The organism is Actinokineospora cianjurensis, assembly GCF_003663795.1.
In the GTDB taxonomy this organism is placed as follows: domain Bacteria; phylum Actinomycetota; class Actinomycetes; order Mycobacteriales; family Pseudonocardiaceae; genus Actinokineospora; species Actinokineospora terrae.
Genome location: NZ_RCDD01000001.1, coordinates 2,366,546 through 2,387,436 on the forward strand (window position 1 = coordinate 2,366,546; position 20,891 = coordinate 2,387,436).

The window sequence follows — 20,891 nt, forward strand, 5'->3', positions numbered from 1 at the left end:
GTCATGGACCATGCTTGACCCGGTATGACCGCGCAGCCAGCACCCCAGGACGGCCGCGACGGCACCCCCGGCGGCCCGCCCGCGCGGCGTGGTCCGTCCCGGCTGCTCAAGCGCACCCTGTCCAAGGCGTGGGAAGGCAACATCTTCTCCGAGGCGGCCGAGGCCGCGTTCTGGCAGGTCCTGTCCCTGCCGCCGCTGCTGCTCGGGCTGCTGGGCAGCCTCGGGTTCGTCGCCGAGTGGTTCGGCCCGGACGTGGTGCTCGCGGTGCAGGCCGACCTGATCGACATCTCGCGCAAGGCGTTCAGCGAGAACGTGGTGACGCAGATCATCGCGCCGACGGTGTCCGACATCCTCACCGTCGGGCGCGGCGAGATCGTCTCGGTCGGCTTCCTGATCTCGCTGTGGGCAGGCTCGTCGGCGATGTCGTCGTTCGTCGACGCGATCACCGTCGCGCACGGTCAGTACGGGGTCCGCCACGAGGTGTGGCAACGGATCTTCGCGCTGCTGCTCTACATGGCCAGCCTGGTGCTGCTGATCATCGGCCTGCCGGTGCTCGCGCTCGGCCCCGACCTGCTGCCCAACCTGTTCCCGGAGTCCTGGCAGCCGACCATCAACGCGTGGATCGGCACCGCCTACTACCCGGTGATCGGCATCCTGATCGTGCTCGCGCTCACCACGCTCTACAAGCTCGCCCTGCCCCGCAAGCTGCCGTGGCACCGCGGCGTGCCCGGGGCGATCATGGCGATGGCCGTGTTCGTGCTGTCCAGCATCGGGTTGCGCCTCTACATCGGCTGGATCACCACCACCGGCTACACCTACGGCGCGCTCGCCACCCCCATCGCGTTCCTGCTGTTCGCCTTCTTCATCGGCCTGGCCGTCGTGATCGGCGCGTACTTCAACGCGGCCATCGAGGAGGTCTGGCCGTCGAAGCTGACCAAGCGCCAGCGGCGGCGGTGGCGGCGGTTGGAGATGGAGAAGGCGGCGGGCAAGAACCGGCAGCGCGACACCGGTGGGACGGCAGCGCGAGCACCGGGTGAACACCCGACCGCGGACCTGCCGACGGAGTCCACCCGGTCGTGGGATCGGGACCGCAGCCAGGGGTGAGTCATACTTTTGTATGACTCGGCGCTGGTGGGAATAGCCCCGTGGGCTGAGTCCCTCCTCAGGCTCCCTGTGCCAGGCTTCCCCCAATCCACCGGTGATGTGGCCCGCCGAGCGCGCGCCAGGGGGTCGCCGGTGTCCACAGTGCTCGTTGTCCGAGGGGAACTACGCAGATGTCCGTGCTGGCACGACTCAGCCTGGGCAACCGGGGTCTGGTGGGCTTGCTCAGCCTGCTCATCATCGGCTTCGGCGCCATCGCGTTGCCGTCACTGAAACAACAACTCCTGCCCTCCATCCAGCTGCCGGGCGCGGTCGTCATCGCCGCCTACCCCGGCGCGTCCCCGGATGTGGTGGACAGCCAGGTCGCCGAACCGATCTCGGCAGGCGTGCGCGGCGTCGCCGGTGTGGAGAAGATCACCACCCGGTCCGCGGAGAGCTCGTCGACCGTGCAGGTGCAGTTCGTCTACGGCACCGACATGGACACCGCGATCAGCCAGCTGCAGCAGGCGGTCAACCGCGTGCGCCCGCAGCTGCCGCAGGGCGTGGAGCCGACGATCATGCAGGGCAGCACCGACGACCTGCCCGTCGTCGTGCTCGCCGCGACCTCGGGGCCTGACGAGGTCTCCACCGCCGCCCGGCTGCGCGCCGACGTGGTGCCCGCGCTGGAGGGGATCAGCGGTGTGCGCGAGGCCGGTGTCAGCGGCGCCCGCACCCAGCAGGTCACGGTCACCGTCGACTACGCCAAGCTCGGCGCGGCAGGCGTCGACCCGTCCGCGTTGGCCGCCACGCTGTCCACCGCGGGCGCGACGCTCCCGGCTGGCGCGGTCACCGAGTCGGACAAGACGCTCACCGTCCAGGTCGGCGGCCCACTGACCAGTGTGGACGATCTGCGCGCGCTCCAGCTGCCCGCACAGGGGAAGCCGATCACCCTCGGCGAGGTCGCGACTGTCGAGTCAGGACTCGCGCCTGCCACCGTGATCACCCGCACCGACGGCAAGCCCACCCTCGGCGTCACGGTCACCATGACCCGCGACGGCAACGCGGTCGAGATCTCCAAGGCGGTCAACGACAAGCTCGCCGACCTGGAGCGCTCCTCGGGCTCCGACCTCACCGTGGTGTTCTCCCAGGGACCGGAGGTGGAGAAGGCGATCAGCGGCCTGACCACCGAGGGCATGCTCGGCCTGGCCTTCGCGGTGCTGGTGATCCTGCTGTTCCTGCTCTCCATCCGCTCCACGGTCGTCACCGCGGTGTCCATCCCGCTGTCGGTGCTCGTGGCGCTGCTGGTGATGTGGACCGGTGACCTGTCGCTGAACATGCTCACCCTCGGCGCGCTGACCATCGCGATCGGCCGGGTGGTGGACGACTCGATCGTCGTGCTGGAGAACATCAAGCGACACCTGGAGTACGGCGAGGAGAAGCTGCACGCGATCCTCGACGGCACCAAGGAGGTCGCAGGCGCGGTGACGGCGTCCACCCTGACCACGGTGGCGGTGTTCGCGCCGATCGCGTTCGTCGGCGGTATCGCGGGCGAGCTGTTCGGGCCGTTCTCGCTGACGGTCACCGTGGCCCTCGTCGCGTCGCTGCTGGTGTCGCTGACCATCGTCCCGGTGCTCGCGTTCTGGTTCCTCAAGCGCCCGGCGGTCTCCGCCGACCCGGCCGCCGCCGAGCGCGCTTTGCAGGAGGCGCTGGACAAGGAGCGGCGCAGCCCGTTGCAGCGCGCGTACGTCCCGGTGCTGCGCTTCGCCACCCGCCGCCGCTGGGCCACGATCCTCGCCGCGGTGATGATCTTCATCGCCACCATGGGCCTGGCCGCGCGGCTGGAGACCAACTTCATCGACGACGACGGCGGCACCTCGGTTCGGCTGACCCAGGAACTGGCGCCCGGCACCAGCCTCGCCGCGCGCGACGCCGCGGCCAAGAAGCTGGAGGACGTGCTCGCCGCCACCCCGGAGATCGAGGTCTACCAGGTCACCGTCGGCGTCGACGACTCGTTGGCGGGCTTCGGTTTCGGCGGCGACGGCAACACCACCGTCGACGCCACCCTCAAGGCCGACATCGACCGCGACGCCGTGCTCAAGGGCATCAAGGACCGGCTCGGCACCGGCGCCGGCACCCTGGAGACCGGGGCCTCCGCCGCGGCGGGCGCCTCCTCGTCCATCGAGGTCGTCGTGACCGCGCCGGACGCCGCCGGCCTGACCGCCGCGACCAAGACCGTCCAGGACGCCGTCGCGGGCACCCCGGGGCTCACCGACGTGACCAGCGACCTGGCCCGCAGCTCACCGCGGGTGGAGATCGTGGTCGACCAGCGCGCCGCGGCGGCCAAGGGCCTGAGCAACCAGGTCATCGGCCAGTTCGCCGCCCAGGCGCTGCGCGGCACCCCGGTGGCCGAACTGCCCATCGGCGGCGCCCGCCAGCAGGTCGTGCTGCGCACCGGCGCCGCGCCGACCGACGTCGCCGCGCTCAAGGCGCTGCCGCTGCCCAGCGCGGCGGGCCCGGTCACCCTCGGGCAGGTCGCCAGGGTGTCCACGGTCGACGGCCCGGTCCAGGTCACCCGCACCGACGGCGACCGTAGCACCACCGTCACCGCCAAGTCGACCTCGTCGGACCTCGGCGCGGTCACCAAGGACATGACCAACCGGCTGGGCAAGGTCGCGCTGACCGGCGGCGCGAAGTACTCCGTCGGCGGGGTGAGCGCCGACCAGGCCGACACCTTCGCCGACCTGGGGCTGGCCATGCTGGCCGCGATCGCCATCGTCTTCCTGATCATGGTGGCGACGTTCCGCAGCCTGGTGCAGCCGCTGATCCTGCTGGTGTCCATCCCGTTCGCGGCCACCGGCGCCATCGGGCTGCTGCTGATCACCGGCACCCCGCTCGGGCTGCCCTCGCTCATCGGCATGCTGATGCTGGTCGGCATCGTGGTGACCAACGCCATCGTGCTCATCGACCTGATCAACAGGTACCGGGCGGACGGGATGAGCGTGCGGGACGCGGTCATCGAGGGCGGTCGCAGGCGGCTGCGCCCGATCCTGATGACCGCGGCGGCGACGATCTTCGCGCTGCTGCCGATGGCGGCAGGCATCACCGGCGAGGGCGGGTTCATCGGCAAGCCGCTGGCCCTGGTGGTCATCGGCGGCCTGATCAGCTCGACGCTGCTGACCCTGGTGCTCGTCCCGACCCTCTACACGATGGTCGAGAACTCCAAGGAGCGCCGCAGGGCCAAGCGGGCCGCCAAGCACGCGCCGCGCCCGGCCGCGGACGAGCCGGAGTTGCAGCGGGTCTGACCTCCCGCGCTCCCAAGGGCCGCCCCGGTGATCCGGGGTGGCCCTTGCGCGGTCACGCCTTCATCGACTCGTAGATCTTCTGGCAGTCCGGGCACACCGGCGAGCCCGGCTTGGGCGACTTCGTGACCGGGAAGACCTCGCCGCACAGCGCGACCACCATGGTCCCGGTGACGGCGCTCTCGACGATCTTGTTCTTCTGCACGTAGTGGAACATCTTGGGCGTGTCGTCGCCCGTGGTCTCGGTGCCCTCTGGCCGCGTGTCGACTTCCGGCCGGGTCTGCGTTGGTGCGCTCACCCGACCATTCTGACACCAGAACCGGTCCCCGCGATCGCCTCGGCCTGGCAGGATGCGCGCATGTTCCAGAAGGTCCTCGCTGGTTTCGGCGCCGGAGGCGCCAAGGTCGACGCCCAGATCCTCGACCGGGCCACCCGGCCGGGTGGGCTGCTGCGCGGAGAGGTGCACCTGCTCGGCGGCAGCGTCGACCAGCAGGTCGACGCACTCGGCGTGGCGCTGCTGGCCAGGGTCGACACCCCCGACGGGCCGCGTGACCTGCCGGTGCAGCAGGTGCACCTGGCAGGCAGCGAGCTGGTCAGGGCGGGCGCCAGGGTCACCGTGCCGTTCGAGGTGCGGCTGCCCTGGGAGACACCCATCACCTCGGTGCTCGGCAAGCACCTCACCGGCATGGCCGTCGGCCTGCAGACCACCCTCGACCTGTCCGGCTCCGTCGTCGACGCCCAGGACGTGGACGCCGTCGCCGTCGAACCGCTGCCCGCCCAGCACCGCGTCCTCGACGCGCTGAGCCGCCTCGGCTACACCTTCCGCACCGCCACCCTCGAACGCGACCGCGTCGACGGCCTCGACCAGCAGCTCCCGTTCTTCCAGGAGATCACCTTCGACGCGCCCGGGCCGTCGGGCCTGACCTCGCTGACGGTCACCTTCCTGGCCGGGCCGCAGGAGGTGCAGGTCGTGCTGGACGCGGTGAAGCAGGTCAGGGTCGCCAAGGGCGGCGGTCTGGGTGGCCGCTCGCGCTCGTTCCTGGGCACCTTCCCGGTGCGGGACGTCAACGCGCCGTGGGAGCGCCAGCTGGAGGGGTGGCTGCGGCAGGTCGCGGCGCCGCGCGGGATCTTCGACTAGCGCCACCACCCACCCTCGTGGACCAGCGACGAGCCAGGCCCGGCCTGCTCGTCGCCCGCCCACGAACGCCCCGGCGGCTCCGCGACCCCGCTGACGCCCTGGGCGGCGGCCTGCTCGCCGACCACCCAGGACAGCACCAGCGGCGACGGCGTCCTGGCCCGCAGCCGCTGCTCGGCCAGGACCGGTTCCAGCTGCGCCATCTGGATGCCGTCGAGCCAGAACCGCAGGTCCTCCTCGGTCGCCGCGGTGTCCGGGTGCTCGGCGCCGAGCACCCGCAGTTGGCCGTCGCGGACCTGTTCGAGGTCGCGCACCGCGCCTGCCGGGTCGCCGTCGTGCCCCCGGCGGTTGGCGATCAGCCGCCGGGTGGTGAGGGCGTCCGGGTGGTCGGGGCCGAGCAGCCGCGCGAGGTCGGTGAGCAGCGCGCCGAGGTCGGTGTCGTCGTCGCCGGTCTCGGCCAGCGCGAAGGCCAGCCACGCCCGGGTGGTCACCGTGTCGACGTGGTCGGGGCCCAGGACGGCGCGCAGGTCGGCCAGCACCTGCGCCAGGCCGTCCACCGCGGCCCCGGTGTGCCCGGCCTTGCCGTGCCAGCGGGCCGCCTCCGCCCTGGCCCGCAGCACGTCCGGGTGCGCAGGCGGCAGCACGGCCGCGGTCTCCACGGCGTCCTCGAAGTAGGTGATCGCCTCCAGCACGTGCTGGGAGTGCCCGAGGTTGGCGCCGGTGCGGAACACCAGCTCGGTCTCCCCGCTCGTCCACAGCAGCGACCCGGCGTGCGCCTGGAGTGCGACGCTGTTGGCCCGCAACGACCGCGCCAACCCGGTGTCGCTGCCGGAGTCGACCGGCCACAGCTCCACCAGTGCCCGCGCCGCGACCCGCGCCACCCGGGCCAGGTGCCGCGGCGTCATCCGGTCCCGCGACACCCGCTGCACCAACGGGTGGGTCTGCACGCCGTGCTCGGGCCGGAACAGGTCCACCATGGACAGGTTCAACCGCTCCAGGCACCGCACGGCATCCCTGGCGTCGTCCTGCCCGACCCGGCGGCCGGACTCCTCGCCCAGGTACGCCAAGACCGCCCCGGTCGCGAACAGCTCCACCGGGGCACCAGCGGCGTCCAGCACCGACATCAGGTCCAGCAGCGGCTCGGCGACGCCCACCGGGTCCAGCTGGTTGGCCAGCTCGATCGACAGCGACCACGCCGCGGCCAGGGTGCCGTGCAGGTCGTCGCTGACCAGGTCGATGACCTTCTTGCGCCGGTCGTTCCACCGCCGCCGGTACTCCGCGTAGGACAGCTCCCGGTCCACCATGTACGCCGCGGCCTGCGACAACGCCAGCGGCAGGTACCCCAGGTCGCTGGCCAGCGCACGGGCCTGCCCGTCCGGGTCAGCCCGGCCGGGCAGCCGGTCGACCAGGAACTCCGCCGCCTCCGGCGGGGTGAACAGGTCGACGGTGACCACCTGCCTGCGCGCGGAGATCAGCTCGGCGTCGCGCCTGCGGGTGGTGATCACCACCTGGTTGCCCTCGGCGGTCGCCGGTTGCAGCCCCCGCAGGTCCCGCGGGTCCCACAGGTCGTCGAGCACCAGCAGCCACCGCCGCGCCGTGGTGTTGAGCCAGGTCAACAACTGCGCCGCGGCGTGCTCGGGGTCCTGCGGCGGCGCGTTGAGCAGCGCCACCGCCGTCTGCGCGTAGTGCGAGATGATCTGCTCCCGCGACCCGGCAGGCGTCCAGATGACCACGTCCACCAGGTCCTGCGCCCACACCCGCCGCGCGTGCGTCGCCGCGATCTGGCTCTTGCCGACACCGGCCATGCCCGAGAGCACGATCTCGCGGTGCCCGCCCGCCCGCTCGAAGAACCGGTCGACCTCGCGCCGCAGGTGGTGCGCGGGCGCGGTCGGCACGGAGCCGTCGAGCAGCCTGCGCTCCACCGGAGAGGCCACGATCCCGTCCTCGATCGCCCGCTCGTAGAGCTCGATCCTGGTCTTCGCCTGCCGCCCCAGCTTCTGGTACTTCTCCCGCACCCGCCGCAGGTACTGGTGCACCGTCGGCGCCCGCACGTCCAGCTCACGGGCGATCCTGGCCACCGGCACGTCCGCGACGAACCGGCGCACCACGTCGCTCTCCCGGGGGCTCAGCTCCGGCTTCCCGTCCTGGCGCGCCCCGGCCAGCCTGCGCGGCTGCTCCTCGGCGTCACGCCCCAGCCACCGCGCCGCGACCCCGGCGCACCCCGCGCAGACCGCGATGACCGCCCCGGTCGGCAACTCCAGCGCGCCGGACGCCGGGTTCCCGCACGGGATCCCGCAGACCACGAACTCACAGCCCCTGGTCTGACCGGCCGCCGCTTCCCGCTGCCTGCGGGCGGCCGACCGGCAGGTGGCCGAGCAGAACCGGCGCGGCCTGCCGCGGGGGTCGGTCCTGGGCGGCAACGGGCGGCCGCACCGCGTGCACCCGGCCATGACCCTCCCCGGTTATTCCGTGCCGCCGCCCGGTCTGGACGATGTCGTGTCCGTCGCGGTGAGCTGCGTGGACTCCATTATTCCGTGCCGCGAACGGCGGTTGCGAGTGATGTCTACTGGTAGCCGGTGCGGCGGGTGATACTGGTGCGACCTGCGCACAGATGCGTGCGTACCTCCTCATCCAGAGGGGGTGCGGACCCGCACCTGGTTTGGTGCGGGCCCCCCGGGCTAACGCGGCCCTTCGTTTCGAGGCGTTATGACCGCGTCGCCCAACATCACGAGCGCCCTCGCCACCATGGCGGGGGTTTCGTGCTTGGTGAGCACGCATCCCGCCTCGGCGACCAGCAGAAGCCCGCGCATCGGCTTCCACTTTCCGCGGATCACTCGCTCGAACCAGTGGAGCCATCGCACCGCCCGGTTTGGCGGGCACCGCTCCGACGGTTCGTTGTGTTCCTCGTGGTCCACTCGCGTCCTCCTCGTCGTTCGGCCGGACTCGGCTGACTGCCGAATTCGTGCCGCGAGACGAGCCCGACCGGGTGAGTCGGAGAAGCGGTTGCACCCGTGGGAACGCGCGACTCATGTGCGCGCGCACATGTGCCACGGGCAAACGATCCCGTAGTACGCGCGGGCGCACAAGGGACCCGTGGGGCGGCTGCGGTGGATGTGCTGCCGGAGGCGGGCGGGATGCGGTGACCGGTAGGTCTACCGCGATGACAGGCACGCAAAGTGATGTCCGTGTCCCCGTTGCGGCGGTGTCAACGCGGGTGAAACCGCGCTACTCACCGGTTCGAACCAGGCCCCGACGGCCACCCGAAGATGACCTGAGAGTTTCCTGAGGGTTACCGGCGTTACCGGATCGTGTCCGCGCGACCGTGTCTGAATCGAACAAGTATGCTTTCGCTCACCGGATCGGGGGCATATGTTGTGCGGCACAACATTCTCATCAAACGAAAACCGCCAGGGCCCAGGTGGTGCGTCGTGTACGCGGAAGGGACTTTCCCATGCGGTTGGCACATCTGGCGGCGGTTACCGTCTGTGCACTTTCCCTGGTGGCCTGCGGGGCCAACCAAGCCACCCCGTCGGCGCCACCGGCCTCCGGCGGCGCGACGACCGCGGCCCCGGCCGGGGGCATCAAGGTCGGCGTGATCCTGCCCGAGACCGCCACCTCGGCGCGCTGGGAGGGCTTCGACAAGCCGATGATCGAGGCCGCGATGACGGCCCAGGGGCTCGACGCCGACGTGCAGAACGCCCAGGGCGACGTGCAGAAGTTCTCCACCCTGGCCGACGGCATGATCAGCCAGGGGGTCAAGGTCCTGGTGATCGCCGCCATCAACAGCGAGGTCGGCTCCTCGGTCGCGGCCAAGGCCAAGGCCCGCGGCATCCCCACCATCGACTACGACCGGCTCAACCTCGGCGGCAGCTCCGACTACTACGTCTCCTTCGACAACGTGAAGGTCGGCGAACTGCAGGGCAAGGGCCTCGCCGACGCGCTCAAGGGCAAGCCGGGCGCGCAGGTCATCGAGATCGAGGGCGCCCCGACCGACAACAACGCCACCCTGTTCCACAACGGACAGGAGAACGTGCTCAAGCCGCTCTACGACGCGGGCACGCTCAAGCTGGTGCAGTCCCAGGCGATCGACGGCTGGGACAACCAGAAGGGCGGCGTCACCTTCGAGCAGATCCTGACCGCCAACGGCGGCAAGGTCGACGGCGTCGTCGCGGCCAACGACGGCCTCGCGGGCGCGGTGATCACCGTGCTGCGCAAGAACGGCCTCAACGGCAAGGTCCCGGTCACCGGCCAGGACGCCACCCCGGACGGCCTGATGGCGGTGCTGCGCGGCGACCAGTACATGACCGTGTTCAAGCCGATCAAGGAAGAGGCGGAGGCGGCCGCCAAGCTCGCCGCCGCGCTCGCCAAGGGCGACACCGCCGCCGCCGACTCGATCGCCAACGCCAGCAGCGACGACACCAAGGCCAACCGCAAGGTCAAGTCGGTCCTGCTCGAGCCGAAGCTGACCACCAAGGACTCCGTCAAGGACGTGGTGGACCAGGGCTACGTCAAGGCGAGCGACATCTGCGGCGGCGACCTCGCCGCGGTCTGCAGCCAGCTCGGCATCAGCTGATCCCACCCGGCGCCGCCCGCCCGCGGTCGTGGGTGCCGCGGGCGGGCGCCCTCCCCGCAAGGAACCGCCATGAGCGAACCGATCCTGGAACTGACCGGGCTCAACAAGAGCTTCGGCCCGGTGCACGTGCTGCACGACGTGGACTTCACCGTCCGCGCGGGCGAGGTCACCGCGCTGGTGGGTGACAACGGCGCCGGTAAGTCCACTTTGGTCAAGTGCGTCGCGGGCATCCACCCGATGGACTCCGGCGCCGTCCACTTCAACGGCGAACGGGTCAGCATCACCGGCCCCCGCGACGCCGCCGACCTCGGGATCGAGGTCGTGTACCAGGACCTCGCGCTCGCCGACAACCTCGACATCGTGCAGAACATGTTCCTCGGCCGCGAACGCGGCAGCGGCTGGCTGCTCGACGAGGCCGCGATGGAGCAGGCCGCCCGCGAGACCCTCGCCTCGCTGTCGGTGCGCACCGTCAAGTCCGTGCGCACCCCGGTGTCCTCGCTCTCCGGCGGGCAGCGGCAGACGGTCGCCATCGCCAAGTCCGTGCTGTGGGAGAGCAAGGTCGTACTGCTCGACGAGCCGACCGCCGCGCTCGGCGTCGCGCAGACCAGGCAGGTGCTCGACCTGGTCCGCAGGCTGGCCGAGCAGGGCCTCGGCGTGGTCCTGATCAGCCACAACATGGCCGACGTGTTCTCCGTCGCCGACCGCATCGCCACGCTCTACCTGGGCCGGATGGTCGCCGAGGTCAACACCCGCGACGTCACCCACGCCCAGGTCGTCGAGCTCATCACCGCGGGCCGCTCCGGCGACCTGGGGCTGGCGCGCCCCGAGAGCGCCGCCATCTGACCCTCCCGTACCCCCCTTGCCACCCGAAGCCAACGAGCGAGGAACCATGACCAGTACCGCCACCCCCCGCGGTGAGGGGGCCATCGCCGACTTCGGCATCGACACCACGGCGCAGTCCACCGGCGAGGCCGTGCGCGACTACGCCGCCCGGCTGCGCGGCGGCGACCTCGGCTCGCTGCCCGCGGTGCTCGGGCTGGCCGCGCTGGTCGTCGTGTTCTGGGTGCTGTCGGAGGGCTTCATGACCCTCGACAACACCGCCAACCTGCTGGCCCAGGGCGCGGGCAAGATGATCATCGCGATGGGGCTGGTGTTCGTCCTGCTCCTGGGTGAGATCGACCTGTCCGCGGGCACCGCGTCCGGGGTGTGCGCCGCGGTGATGGCCATGCACTACGTCCGGTCGGGCAACCTGCTCGGCGGCATGGGCAACACCGTGTTCTCCGTCTTCGTGGGCGGCCTCGTCGTCGCCGCCCTGCTCGCGGTGCTCATGCGGATCTGGGCGGGCGCGGTCCTGGCGCTGGTGGCCATCGGCATCGCGCTGTCCGGCGCGGCCCCGAACCCGTGGCTGGAGATGCTGCTCGCGGTGTGCGTCGGCGCGGCCATCGGCGTGATCACCGGGTTCCTGGTCTCCAAGATCGGCATGCCGTCGTTCGTGGTGACGCTGGCGCTGTTCATCACCTGGCAGGGCGTCATCCTCCAGTTCATCGGCGACGGCGGCGTGTTCGGCATCGGCACCCAGCCGGTGCTGTTCGCCGTGGCCAACGGCAACATGTCGGTCGCGGGCAGTTGGGTGCTGTGCGGGGTCGCGGTCGGCGGCTACGCGCTGGTCGTGCTCGGCGAGCACCTGGGCAGGCTGAACCGGGGGCTGGTCACCGCGCCGACCCCGATCGTCGTCGCCAAGATCGTCGCGGTCGCCGCACTCGCCGTGCCCGCCACCTACGCGCTGACCCTCAACCGGTCCTCCAACGACTTCATCGTCATCCAGGGCACCCCCTACGTGGTGCCGATCGTGCTCGTCCTGCTGGTCGTGGGCACCTACGTGCTCAACAGGACCCGCTACGGCAGGCACATCTACGCCGTCGGCGGCAACGCGGAGGCGGCTAGGCGCGCGGGCATCAACGTCAGCCACATCCGGGCCAGCGTGTTCGTGGTCGCCTCGGCCACCGCCGCGCTCGGCGCCATCGTCTACTCGTCCAAGGTGGGGTCGGTCGACCCGCAGGCGGGCGGCCTCAATACCCTGCTGTTCGCCGTCGGGGCGGCGGTCATCGGTGGCACCTCGCTGTTCGGCGGGCGCGGCAAGGTCTTCCACGCCGTGGTCGGCGGCCTGGTGCTCGCGGTGGTGGAGAACGGGTTGGGCCTGCTCAAGCAGCCCGCCGCCGTGGTGAACATCGTGACCGGGCTCGTACTGTTGCTCGCGGCCACCGTCGACGCGCTGTCGCGGCGCAGGGCGGCGCTGAGCAGGTAGGACGGTCGGCGGAGGGGCGAGCAAGGTGAGCAGCACACCCACCGCGGGCGCGCGCCCGGACGAGGTGCGCAGGCACAACCGCACCGCGCTGCTGCGCAGGCTGCACGTCGTCGGACCGTGCACCAGGGCGGCGCTGGCCACCGAGCTCGGCCTCAACCGCAGCACCATCAAGGCCCTCGTCGACGGGCTCGCCGAGTCCGGGGTCGTCGAGGAACGGGTGCCCCGCGCCCGCTCCGGCGCCGGGCGGCCGTCGCTGCTGGTGCTGCCGCAGCCGCTGGCCGCGGTCGTGCTCGCCGTCGACATCCGGGTCGAGCAGGTCGCCATCGCGCTGGTCGGCCTCGGCGGGCAGCTGCTCGGCCGGGACAGCTGGAACCTGCGCGGCCGGGCAGGCGAACCCGCGGAGATCATCACCAGGATCATCGAGTCGACCAGGCTGCTGGCCGAGGAGCTCGGCGTGCGGATGGTCGGCGCGGGCGTCTCGGTCCCCGGCGTCGTCCGCCGCGGCGACGGCCACGTGCACGAGGCGCCCAACCTGAAGTGGACCGACGTCCCGCTCGGCGACCGGCTCACCGGCGCGTTCGGCGTCCCGGTCCGCGTCGGCAACGACGCCGAGATCGCCGCCCTCGCCGAGCACCTGCGCGGCGCCGCCCGCGGCTCCCTCGACGCCGTCTACGTCTCGGCCGACATCGGCGTCGGCGGCGGCGTCATCTCCGACGGCACCACCCTGCGCGGCACCGCGGGCTACGTCGGCGAACTCGGCCACATCGTGGTCAACCCCGACGGCCGCGCCTGCTACTGCGGCAGCCACGGCTGCTGGGAGACCGAGGTCGGCGAACTCGCCCTGTGCCGCGCACTCGACCTGCCGGAGCACTCCCCGCGCGGCATCGTCGTCGCCGAACTGCGCGCCCTGTCCGCCGACCCCGACCGGGTCGCGGCCACCCTCGGCGACTTCACCCGCTGGCTCACCCTCGGCCTGATCACCGTCGTCAACGTCTTCGGCCCCGAACTGGTGGTCCTCGGCGACCTGTTCACCGCCCTGCCCCCCACCCTGGTCACCGGCGTCGCCGCCACCATCGCCGAGCGCAGCCTGGTCAGCAGGGCCATCGGCGGCACCAGGGTGGTCACCTCCACCATGGGCGCCGACGTCAAGCTCATCGGCGCCGCCGAACTCGCCTTCGAACCGGTCCTCGACCTGGTCTGACCCGCCTGGGAACGCTGTGCCCGGGAACGCGGGAACGGGCGGGGCCCGTCGGCCCCGCCCGTTCCCGGTCGGTTCTGTCGTTGGAGTCGTGTCCGCCGGGCTTCTCAGCCCTTCTGCAGCTCCGCGGCCATCTCGCGCAGCCTGTCCTCGTGCGCACGGGCGTGGTGCCCGCAGAACAGGAGCTCGCCTCCGGAGGGAAGTACGGCGCGGACCTGGGCCGCCGCTCCGCACCGGTCGCACCGGTCGGCCGCGGTCAGCTCGGGGCGGGTGAGCGTCGTAGTCGTCATGGGAGTTCTCCCTCCGTCCCGGCACCGGTGAGGCCCGGTGCCCTTTTCGGCTGCGGTCACGGAGGCGAACTCTCCGCCGTGGTCGCTCTTCCTACTCTTACAGACGCTCGAGCCTCCGGCAGTGTTCCCGCGCCCGTTCTCCGAGAGCGGGCCCACGGATTAACCCGGATGGCCCAGAGCTACCTGGAATTTCGGCCCCACGCTGGGCTTCTCCCGGCGCAGAGTTGGTGCGTACCCGTCGTTCTGCCCTACGTCGTTCACCATCGGCGAACACGGCGCCAACCGTAGGAAAACCGAAAACGCCACACCTGAGTGTTGCCGCACAGCCCTCCCGATGTCCACAGCCCACTCCAGGTAGCCGCACGACCCCCACGAGCGACATCCGGGCCAACGCCAAGGGGCTGCCCGCTCAGGTGAGTGGGCAGCCCCTTGGTAGGTCGGCTTGGGTGTCCTCGGTTTATTCGAGGTAGTCGCGCAGGACCTGCGACCGCGACGGGTGGCGGAGCTTGGACATGGTCTTGGACTCGATCTGGCGGATCCGCTCGCGGGTGACGCCGTAGACCTGGCCGATCTCGTCGAGGGTGCGGGGCTGGCCGTCGGTGAGGCCGAAGCGCAGCCGGACGACGCCTGCCTCGCGCTCGGACAGCGTCGCCAGGACCGACTGGAGCTGGTCCTGCAGGAGGGTGAAGGAGACCGCGTCGACGGCGACGACGGCCTCGGAGTCCTCGATGAAGTCGCCGAGTTGGCTGTCGCCCTCGTCGCCGATGGTCTGGTCGAGCGAGATGGGCTCCCGGGCGTACTGCTGGATCTCCAGCACCTTCTCCGGGGTGATGTCCATCTCCTTGGCGAGCTCCTCCGGGGTCGGCTCGCGGCCGAGGTCCTGGAGCAGTTCGCGCTGGATGCGGCCGAGCTTGTTGATGACCTCGACCATGTGCACCGGGATGCGGATGGTGCGGGCCTGGTCGGCCATCGCGCGGGTGATCGCCTGGCGGATCCACCACGTCGCGTAGGTGGAGAACTTGTAGCCCTTGGTGTAGTCGAACTTCTCCACCGCGCGGATCAGACCGAGGTTGCCCTCCTGGATGAGGTCCAGGAACGCCATGCCGCGGCCGGTGTAGCGCTTGGCCAGCGACACCACCAGGCGCAGGTTCGCCTCGAGCAGGTGGTTCTTGGCCCGCTCGCCGTCGCGCACGATCCACCGCAGGTCGCGGCGCATCTGCGGCTGGAGCTTCTCGTTCTCGTCCTCGGACTTGCGCACCCGCTCCGCGGCGTAGAGACCGGCCTCGATCCGCTTGGCGAGCTCGACCTCCTCCTCGGCGTTGAGCAGGGCGACCTTGCCGATCTGCTTGAGGTAGGCGCGGACCGAGTCGGCGGAGGCGGTGAGCTCGGCGTCCTTGCGGGCCTGCCGCAGCGCCTCGGACTCCTCCTCGTCCCAGACGAAGTCGCCGTCCTTGCCCGACTCCTTGGGGTCCTTCTCCTCGGGTTCCTCGACGGGCTCCTCGACCGGCTCGACCTCGACCTCTTCCAGGTCGGACAGGTCGGGGTTCTCCAGGTCCTCGGGCTCCTCGCCCTCGGGCCCGTCGCCAGCCTTCTTGGGGCCGCCCTTGGCCGCGACGGCCTTCTTCGGGGCGCGCGCGCCCGCGGCCTTCTTGGCCGCGGCGCCGGTCGTCTCTTCGTCCTCGGCGCCCTTGGTCGTCTTGGCGGCGCTGGCCGACGCCGTCGAGCGTCGGGTTGCGGTTCGTGCGGCTGCCACGTACGCCCTTTCACAACAGTCCATCGCGGCCGCGGCCTGAAATGGTGCGATGACCAGGCCGTTGCCGGGAGTTCGGGGGAGAGCCCTCTGGCTTGTTCCGCCGTGGGCCGTGTTCCATTGTAGCGACGTACGGCGTGTCCCCGGGAAACGCCAAGGCCGAAATGTCTCGACCGGTGTCGCGAGGGGGGTGCTACCCCGCTGTGACCTGGCGCGCGGCGTACGCGGCGCCCACGATCCCGGCGTCGTTTCGCAGCTCCGCCGCCACCACCGTGGTGCGCACCTTGAGCAGCGGGAGCCACTTGTCGGCCTTCTTGCTGACCCCGCCACCGGCGATGATCAGGTCGGGCCAGATCAGGTCCTCGAGCCCGGAGACGTACCGGCTCACCCGGTGCGCCCACTCCTCCCACGACAGGTCCTTCTCCTCCTTGACCGAGGCCGCCGCCCTGGTCTCGGCGTCGTGGCCGTCGATCTCCAGGTGGCCGAACTCGGTGTTGGGCACCAGCCGCCCGTCGAGGAACAGCGCGCTGCCGATGCCGGTGCCGAAGGTCAGCAGGACCACCACGCCGTCGCGGTCGGCTGTCCGGCCGTAGTTGATCTCGGCGATCCCGGCGGCGTCGGCGTCGTTGAGCACCACGACCTCGCTGTCGGGGCGGCCGAGCCGCTTGGCGAACAGGGCGGCGGCGTCGGTGCCGATCCAGCCCTTGTCGATGTTGGCCGCCGAGTGCGCGACCCCGCGCTTGACCACCGCGGGCAGCGTCACGCCGACCGGCCCGGTCCAGCCGAACCGCTCGACGATGTCGGCCACCACGTCGGCCACCGCGTCGGGTGTCGACGGCACGGGGGTCGGGATCCGCAGGCGGTCACCGACCAGCGCACCCGCGTCCAGGTCGACCTCGCACCCCTTGATGCCCGATCCGCCGATGTCCACGCCGAAGCCGCGGGCTGCACCCATCCCCGGTCCTCTCGTACTCGATTCAGTCCTTGGGCAGACCCTAGCCGCCGGGTCGTGGTGTGGTCGGATAGCCGGGTGCGTGACCTAGCTGAGATCGCGGTGGCCGTCGCCACCGAGGCGGGGGAGTTGGCCAGGTCGACCCGCGAGAACGCCATCCGCGACGTCGACACCAAGAGCACCGGCACGGACGTGGTCACCGCCGCGGACAAGGCCGCCGAGGAGCTGATCCGGGATCGACTCGCGGAACTCCGGCCGGGTGATGCTTTCCTGGGCGAGGAAGCAGGTGGCGCTACCGGATCCGGTGTCACCTGGGTTGTTGACCCCATCGACGGAACAGTGAACTACCTGTACGGCTACCCCTGGTACGCGGTCTCCGTGGCTGCCCAGATCGAGGGCATCTCGGTCGCAGGCGCGGTCGTGGAGCCCGCGTCCGGCCGGACCTGGTGGGCGGCACAAGGGGCCGGGGCTTGGCTCAACGGGGAGCGGTTGAGCGTCTCGGCTCCGGTGGACCTGTCGGTGACGTTGATGGCCACGGGCTTCGCCTACTCCGCCGAACGTCGGCGCGCGCAAGCCGCTGCGGTCGCGAACCTGATCGGGACAATCCGGGACATCCGCCGCAATGGGTCCGCTGCTCTGGACCTCTGCGCGGTGGCCGCCGGGTGGGTCGACGCCTACTGCGAGCGCGGCCTGTCCCGCTGGGACTGGGCAGCGGGTGCCTTGATCGCGGCCGAGGCCGGAGCCGTGGTGGAACTGCCGGGCGCGACCACCGACCTGGGCGCTGACGCGATCTTCGCCGCCTCACCCGCGATCGCCGGGCCGCTGCGGACCGCCCTGGTCGAGGCGGGCATGGGCGCCTTCTAGCGGCGCGAGCCGGACCCGAGCGGTCGGGTCAGCAGTTGACCTGGCGGGCGGAGTCCAGCAGGGACTGGTCGATCGGGGCCGCGGTCGAGCCGTCGTTCTGCAGGCCGCCCTGGGTGTCGGGGTTGGCCTGGGACCACTCGGTCAACTGCTCCAGCGCGCGGCGGGCGGCCGGGGTGGGCTGGAGGTGGTCGAAGCGCTTGCCGAGTGCCAGGTCGACGGTGGCGTCCTGGCGCTCGTCGCGGACCAGTTCGGCACACGGGTCGACCAGGCTGAGGGTGCGGGCGACGCCCATGCCCTGCTGGCCGAAGCGGATCTGGGCGCGGCAGCCGAGGGTGCCGTTGGGGTAGATGGCGTCGTTGCCCGGTTCGCCGATCTGGGTGAAACCCAGGTCGCGCAGCGACTCGGTGACCGCGCCTGCCAGCCGGTTCTGGCCGCTGGCGTTGATCACGCGGACCAGGGCGCCAGGCGCGGGGCTCGGCGGGGTGCGGTCCAGGGCGTCGGTGGGCAGTTGCTGGCCCAGCGTGGGCAGCGGCTGGCCCTCCACCGGGACCACGGTCGGCGGCGGGGCGCATGCCTGGGCGGTGGTGACCGCGCCGTCGGACTGGATCACCCGCAGCCACACGATCCCGGCGACCAGCCCGAGCACCGCCATCAGGATCACCGCGGGCAACGGCCGCCGCCTGCGGTAGCGCTGGGTCCTCAGACCGCCTGTCGACACGCGCGGACCCTCCCTACGGACCCCATGGCCCCACCCCCCTGGACGCGCGGCCCGGGTCGCACACCAGGGCCGTCAGACGTCGCTGCTCAGCCTATTCGTTTCGACGCGGGACGCGGCACGGACCCGCCGGTGCGCTGGCGTGCCGCGCGCGACCGGTCGGTGGCGGGACGTCACCCCCGGGCATCGCACCACGCGCGACCGGCGCGGGGCAAGCGGGTTCGCCCGGTTCGCGACACGCCGGACACCCGGCGTCACCACGGCGGACACCCCCAGCAGGGTGACGCTGTGCGCGCCGTGGTCCGCCATGGGCTACCCTCTGCCCGCTCCAGTCGCCGAGGACGGCCCGCGGAATCGATTCCGACGGGCGGGCGGACCCGACGCGGCCTGCGAGACCTCCGTCACTCGGGTGGCGGGCACAAACCGGGGCGCTGGAACGTTGTCCAGCGGCACGACCCACATCCTGAAGGACCGCAGGGGTGAAATAGATGGCGACCGACTACGACGCACCACGGCGCAGCGAGGCCGACGATCTCGCGGAGGACTCCCTCGAGGAGCTCAAGGCGCGCCGCAACGAGAACCAGTCCGGAGTCGTGGACGTCGACGAGACCGACACCGCCGAGAGCTTCGAGCTGCCCGGTGCCGACCTCTCCGCGCTCTCCGGCGAGGACCTGACCGTCCGCGTGGTGCCGAAGCAGGCTGACGAGTTCACCTGCTCGAAGTGCTTCCTCGTGCACCACCGCAGCAGGCTGGCGGAGGACAACGGCGGCGTGTTCGTCTGCCGCGACTGCGCCTGAGACCGAGGACCTCGGTGCCCCGCGCGGGCACCGGGGGAGTTTGGGCTGGGGAACAGCCGGGTCGCCCGCGGATCCAGGGGCACCCGGCTGTTGCTGTCCCCAGGTTCGGCCCTGCCCGCGAGCCTGCGGCGGGTCGGTTCAGCGAAGTGCCCCGAGCTGGGCCGCCGTGCCGGGCGGCTCAGTCCTCGGCGCGCCTAGTCCCTGATGGATCCAGTCCCGATGCGTTCAGCTCTCGGTGCGCCCGGCCCGGCCCGCGGCGATGGCCTCGGCCAGCTCCCGCGGCCGCCGGGTGCTGAACACCCAGTACGGGGTCGGGTCCTCCGGGTCGGTCACCCGCACCCGCAGCAGCGGGCGCACCCAGCCGCGGTGCAGCAGGAACGCGGCCGGGTCCAGGTGCGGCCCGAGCACCTTGCGCTTGGCGGCGGCCTGCCCGCTCGCCCCGACCACGTCGAAGACCTCGACCTCGCCCGCGTGCTCCAGCGGCAGGTGCGCGTCGCCGACCCACAGCTCGCCGTCGACGACGGCGACCCGGGTCGTGCCAGCGCGCAGGATCAGCACCAGGGTCAGCGGGATGATCACCACGTACGGCAGCCAGGCGCGCACGCCCGGGTGGCCCATGTGGATCTCGGCGGCCAGCAGCGTCGCGGCGACCAGCGGCAACGGCCACCAGTACCAGGTGACGTACAGCCGTTCCCGGTAGGCGGCGCGCGGCGGCGCCGCGGTGGCTGCCGTGCCTGAGGTGTCGGTCACGGGCCCAGGGTAGTCTCGCCGCTCGTGCCCAGCGTGGAGGTCCTGCTCACCCGTACCGATCCCGGAGTCCCCATCCCGGCCTACGCCAGGCCGGGTGACGCCGGGGCCGACCTGGTGACCACATCGGACGTGGTCATCGCGCCGGGGGAGCGGGTGGTGGTGGGCACCGGTGTCGCCATCGCGCTGCCGGAGGGGCACGCCGGGTTCGTGCACCCGCGTTCGGGACTGGCCGCGAGGCTGGGGCTGAGCGTGGTCAACACCCCGGGCACCATCGACGCGGGCTACCGCGGCGAGATCAAAGTCTGTTTGATCAACCACGACCCGCGCGAGTCCATCGCGCTGCGCCGGGGCGACCGGATCGCGCAGCTGGTGGTCCAGCGGGTCGAGCACGCGGTGTTCCGCGAGGTCGCCGAGCTGGGGTCGTCCCAGCGCGGTGACGGCGGGTACGGGTCGACCGGCGGGCACGACGTGCTCGTGGGTTCGGCGGGGTCGGGAAACACGACGGAGGAGTAGTGGCACTGTTCGGGCGCGGTAGACGCGGGCGCGACGAGGACGTCGAGGTCGGCGCCATCACCGATGAGGACGACGTCGACCTGCCGGTCGCGGTCGAGGCACCGGACGGCCCCTACGACGAGGCCGACGCCCCCGACGACGACTTCCCCCGGCTGGACCTGGGGTCGGTCCGGGTCCCGGTGCCCGACGGCGCCCAGCTCCAGGTGGAGATGGACCCGTCCGGCTCGGTCCGCGCGGTGCACGTGCTGACCCCGGTCGGCCAGGTGACCCTCAACGCCTACGCCGCGCCCCGCTCCGGCGGGCTGTGGCGCGAGGTGTGCGGTGAGCTGGCCGAGCAGCTGCGCGGTGACGGCGCCACGGTCCGCAGCCACGCGGGCGACTGGGGCCAGGAGCTCAGCGCCTCCCTCGGCGAGATGAGCCTGCGCTTCGTGGGGGTCGACGGTCCCCGCTGGATGCTGCGCGGCGTGGTCGCCGGTCCCCCCGAGCTGGCGGACACCAGCGCGGCCGCCCTGCGCGAGCTGGTCCGCAACTCCGTCGTGGTGCGCGGCCAGCAGCCGATGCCGGTCCGCACCCCGCTGCAGATCGACCTGCCGAAGGCGATCGCCGAGCACATCGCGGCCCAGCAGCCCGCCGAGTAGTCCGCAGGCGGGCGCGCGGCGTCGAGCGGCGC

At 71.8% G+C, this 20,891-nt stretch carries 19 protein-coding genes; 11 read left to right on the plus strand and 8 right to left on the minus strand.

The features are described 5' to 3' along the window. Positions 1-24 precede the first annotated feature (24 nt). Both CLV68_RS10805 and CLV68_RS10810 read left to right on the plus strand, forming a co-directional pair. On the plus strand, positions 25-1,104 hold the full coding sequence (locus CLV68_RS10805) for a YihY/virulence factor BrkB family protein (RefSeq protein WP_121390219.1): 1,080 nt from the start codon (positions 25-27) through the stop codon (positions 1,102-1,104). A 170-nt stretch (positions 1,105-1,274) separates the two neighbouring features. Beyond that, positions 1,275-4,382 (plus strand): efflux RND transporter permease subunit, encoded by a 3,108-nt coding sequence (locus CLV68_RS10810; RefSeq protein ID WP_121390220.1) that lies wholly within the window; start codon positions 1,275-1,277, stop codon positions 4,380-4,382. 52 nt (positions 4,383-4,434) lie between these two features. Here CLV68_RS10810 and CLV68_RS10815 read toward each other — a convergent pair whose 3' ends face one another. Then, complete coding sequence (locus tag CLV68_RS10815) at positions 4,435-4,677, minus strand: DUF3039 domain-containing protein (RefSeq protein ID WP_170224202.1); 243 nt, start codon at positions 4,675-4,677, stop codon at positions 4,435-4,437. Positions 4,678-4,737: 60 nt separating this feature from the next. On the opposite strand from CLV68_RS10815, the gene CLV68_RS10820 reads away from it, so the two are divergent. Next, the gene (locus CLV68_RS10820; protein WP_121390221.1) at positions 4,738-5,517 is read left to right on the plus strand and encodes a sporulation protein; all 780 of its coding nucleotides are present in this window, start codon (positions 4,738-4,740) and stop codon (positions 5,515-5,517) included. Here CLV68_RS10820 and CLV68_RS10825 read toward each other — a convergent pair. Together CLV68_RS10825 and CLV68_RS10830 are read right to left on the minus strand one after the other, a co-directional pair. Further along, a complete protein-coding gene (locus CLV68_RS10825) occupies positions 5,514-7,964 on the minus strand; it encodes an NB-ARC domain-containing protein (RefSeq protein ID WP_121390222.1) in 2,451 nt (816 codons plus the stop codon). The two genes, CLV68_RS10820 and CLV68_RS10825, sit on opposite strands and share 4 nt — an antisense overlap. 228 nt (positions 7,965-8,192) lie before the next feature. Then, positions 8,193-8,429, minus strand: a complete 237-nt coding sequence (locus CLV68_RS10830) for a hypothetical protein (RefSeq protein WP_121390223.1) — start codon at positions 8,427-8,429, stop codon at positions 8,193-8,195. Positions 8,430-8,965: 536 nt separating this feature from the next. On the opposite strand from CLV68_RS10830, the gene CLV68_RS10835 reads away from it, so the two are divergent. The 4 genes from CLV68_RS10835 to CLV68_RS10850 all read left to right on the plus strand — a co-directional run bounded on the left by CLV68_RS10835 (position 8,966) and on the right by CLV68_RS10850 (position 13,593). Beyond that, complete coding sequence (locus tag CLV68_RS10835) at positions 8,966-10,087, plus strand: sugar ABC transporter substrate-binding protein (RefSeq protein ID WP_121390224.1); 1,122 nt, start codon at positions 8,966-8,968, stop codon at positions 10,085-10,087. Between the two features lie 69 nt (positions 10,088-10,156). Continuing rightward, complete coding sequence (locus CLV68_RS10840; RefSeq protein WP_121390225.1) at positions 10,157-10,930, plus strand: ATP-binding cassette domain-containing protein; 774 nt, start codon at positions 10,157-10,159, stop codon at positions 10,928-10,930. Between the two features lie 46 nt (positions 10,931-10,976). Next, entirely contained in the window at positions 10,977-12,392 is a 1,416-nt protein-coding gene (locus tag CLV68_RS10845; RefSeq protein WP_121390226.1) for a sugar ABC transporter permease, read from the plus strand. A gap of 25 nt (positions 12,393-12,417) precedes the next feature. Next, positions 12,418-13,593: an ROK family transcriptional regulator gene (locus CLV68_RS10850; protein ID WP_121390227.1), complete on the plus strand. Its 1,176-nt coding sequence runs from the start codon at positions 12,418-12,420 to the stop codon at positions 13,591-13,593. 104 nt (positions 13,594-13,697) lie between these two features. Here the strand turns inward: CLV68_RS10850 and CLV68_RS10855 are convergent, their stop codons facing one another. The 3 genes from CLV68_RS10855 to ppgK form a co-directional block, all read right to left on the minus strand. Next, positions 13,698-13,880 (minus strand): DUF7455 domain-containing protein, encoded by a 183-nt coding sequence (locus CLV68_RS10855; protein ID WP_092782351.1) that lies wholly within the window; start codon positions 13,878-13,880, stop codon positions 13,698-13,700. A gap of 457 nt (positions 13,881-14,337) precedes the next feature. Next, positions 14,338-15,633 (minus strand): RNA polymerase sigma factor, encoded by a 1,296-nt coding sequence (locus tag CLV68_RS10860; protein ID WP_121390228.1) that lies wholly within the window; start codon positions 15,631-15,633, stop codon positions 14,338-14,340. 190 nt (positions 15,634-15,823) lie between these two features. Beyond that, positions 15,824-16,585, minus strand: coding sequence for a polyphosphate--glucose phosphotransferase (ppgK, locus tag CLV68_RS10865; RefSeq protein WP_121390229.1), 762 nt, complete (start codon positions 16,583-16,585; stop codon positions 15,824-15,826). A gap of 75 nt (positions 16,586-16,660) precedes the next feature. On the opposite strand from ppgK, the gene CLV68_RS10870 reads away from it, so the two are divergent. Next, positions 16,661-17,446, plus strand: coding sequence for an inositol monophosphatase family protein (locus tag CLV68_RS10870; protein ID WP_170224204.1), 786 nt, complete (start codon positions 16,661-16,663; stop codon positions 17,444-17,446). 28 nt (positions 17,447-17,474) lie between these two features. Here the strand turns inward: CLV68_RS10870 and cei are convergent, their stop codons facing one another. Continuing rightward, positions 17,475-18,164, minus strand: a complete 690-nt coding sequence (gene cei, locus CLV68_RS10875) for an envelope integrity protein Cei (RefSeq protein ID WP_246009754.1) — start codon at positions 18,162-18,164, stop codon at positions 17,475-17,477. A gap of 485 nt (positions 18,165-18,649) precedes the next feature. Here cei and CLV68_RS10880 point away from each other — a divergent pair, with 485 nt between their 5' ends. Next, the gene (locus tag CLV68_RS10880) at positions 18,650-18,958 is read left to right on the plus strand and encodes a DUF4193 domain-containing protein (RefSeq protein WP_075973168.1); all 309 of its coding nucleotides are present in this window, start codon (positions 18,650-18,652) and stop codon (positions 18,956-18,958) included. A 225-nt stretch (positions 18,959-19,183) separates the two neighbouring features. On the opposite strand, the gene CLV68_RS10885 is transcribed toward CLV68_RS10880, so the two are convergent. Further along, positions 19,184-19,708 carry a DUF3093 domain-containing protein gene (locus CLV68_RS10885; RefSeq protein WP_121390231.1) on the minus strand — a complete coding sequence of 175 codons (525 nt, stop codon included), beginning with the start codon at positions 19,706-19,708 and terminating at the stop codon, positions 19,184-19,186. A 24-nt stretch (positions 19,709-19,732) separates the two neighbouring features. Between CLV68_RS10885 and dut the strand changes: the two genes are divergently transcribed. After that, positions 19,733-20,221 carry a dUTP diphosphatase gene (gene dut / locus CLV68_RS10890; protein WP_121390232.1) on the plus strand — a complete coding sequence of 163 codons (489 nt, stop codon included), beginning with the start codon at positions 19,733-19,735 and terminating at the stop codon, positions 20,219-20,221. Next, positions 20,221-20,859, plus strand: coding sequence for a DUF3710 domain-containing protein (locus CLV68_RS10895; protein ID WP_121390233.1), 639 nt, complete (start codon positions 20,221-20,223; stop codon positions 20,857-20,859). The genes dut and CLV68_RS10895 overlap by 1 nt, the downstream gene beginning before the upstream one ends. Positions 20,860-20,891: the final 32 nt, after the last annotated feature.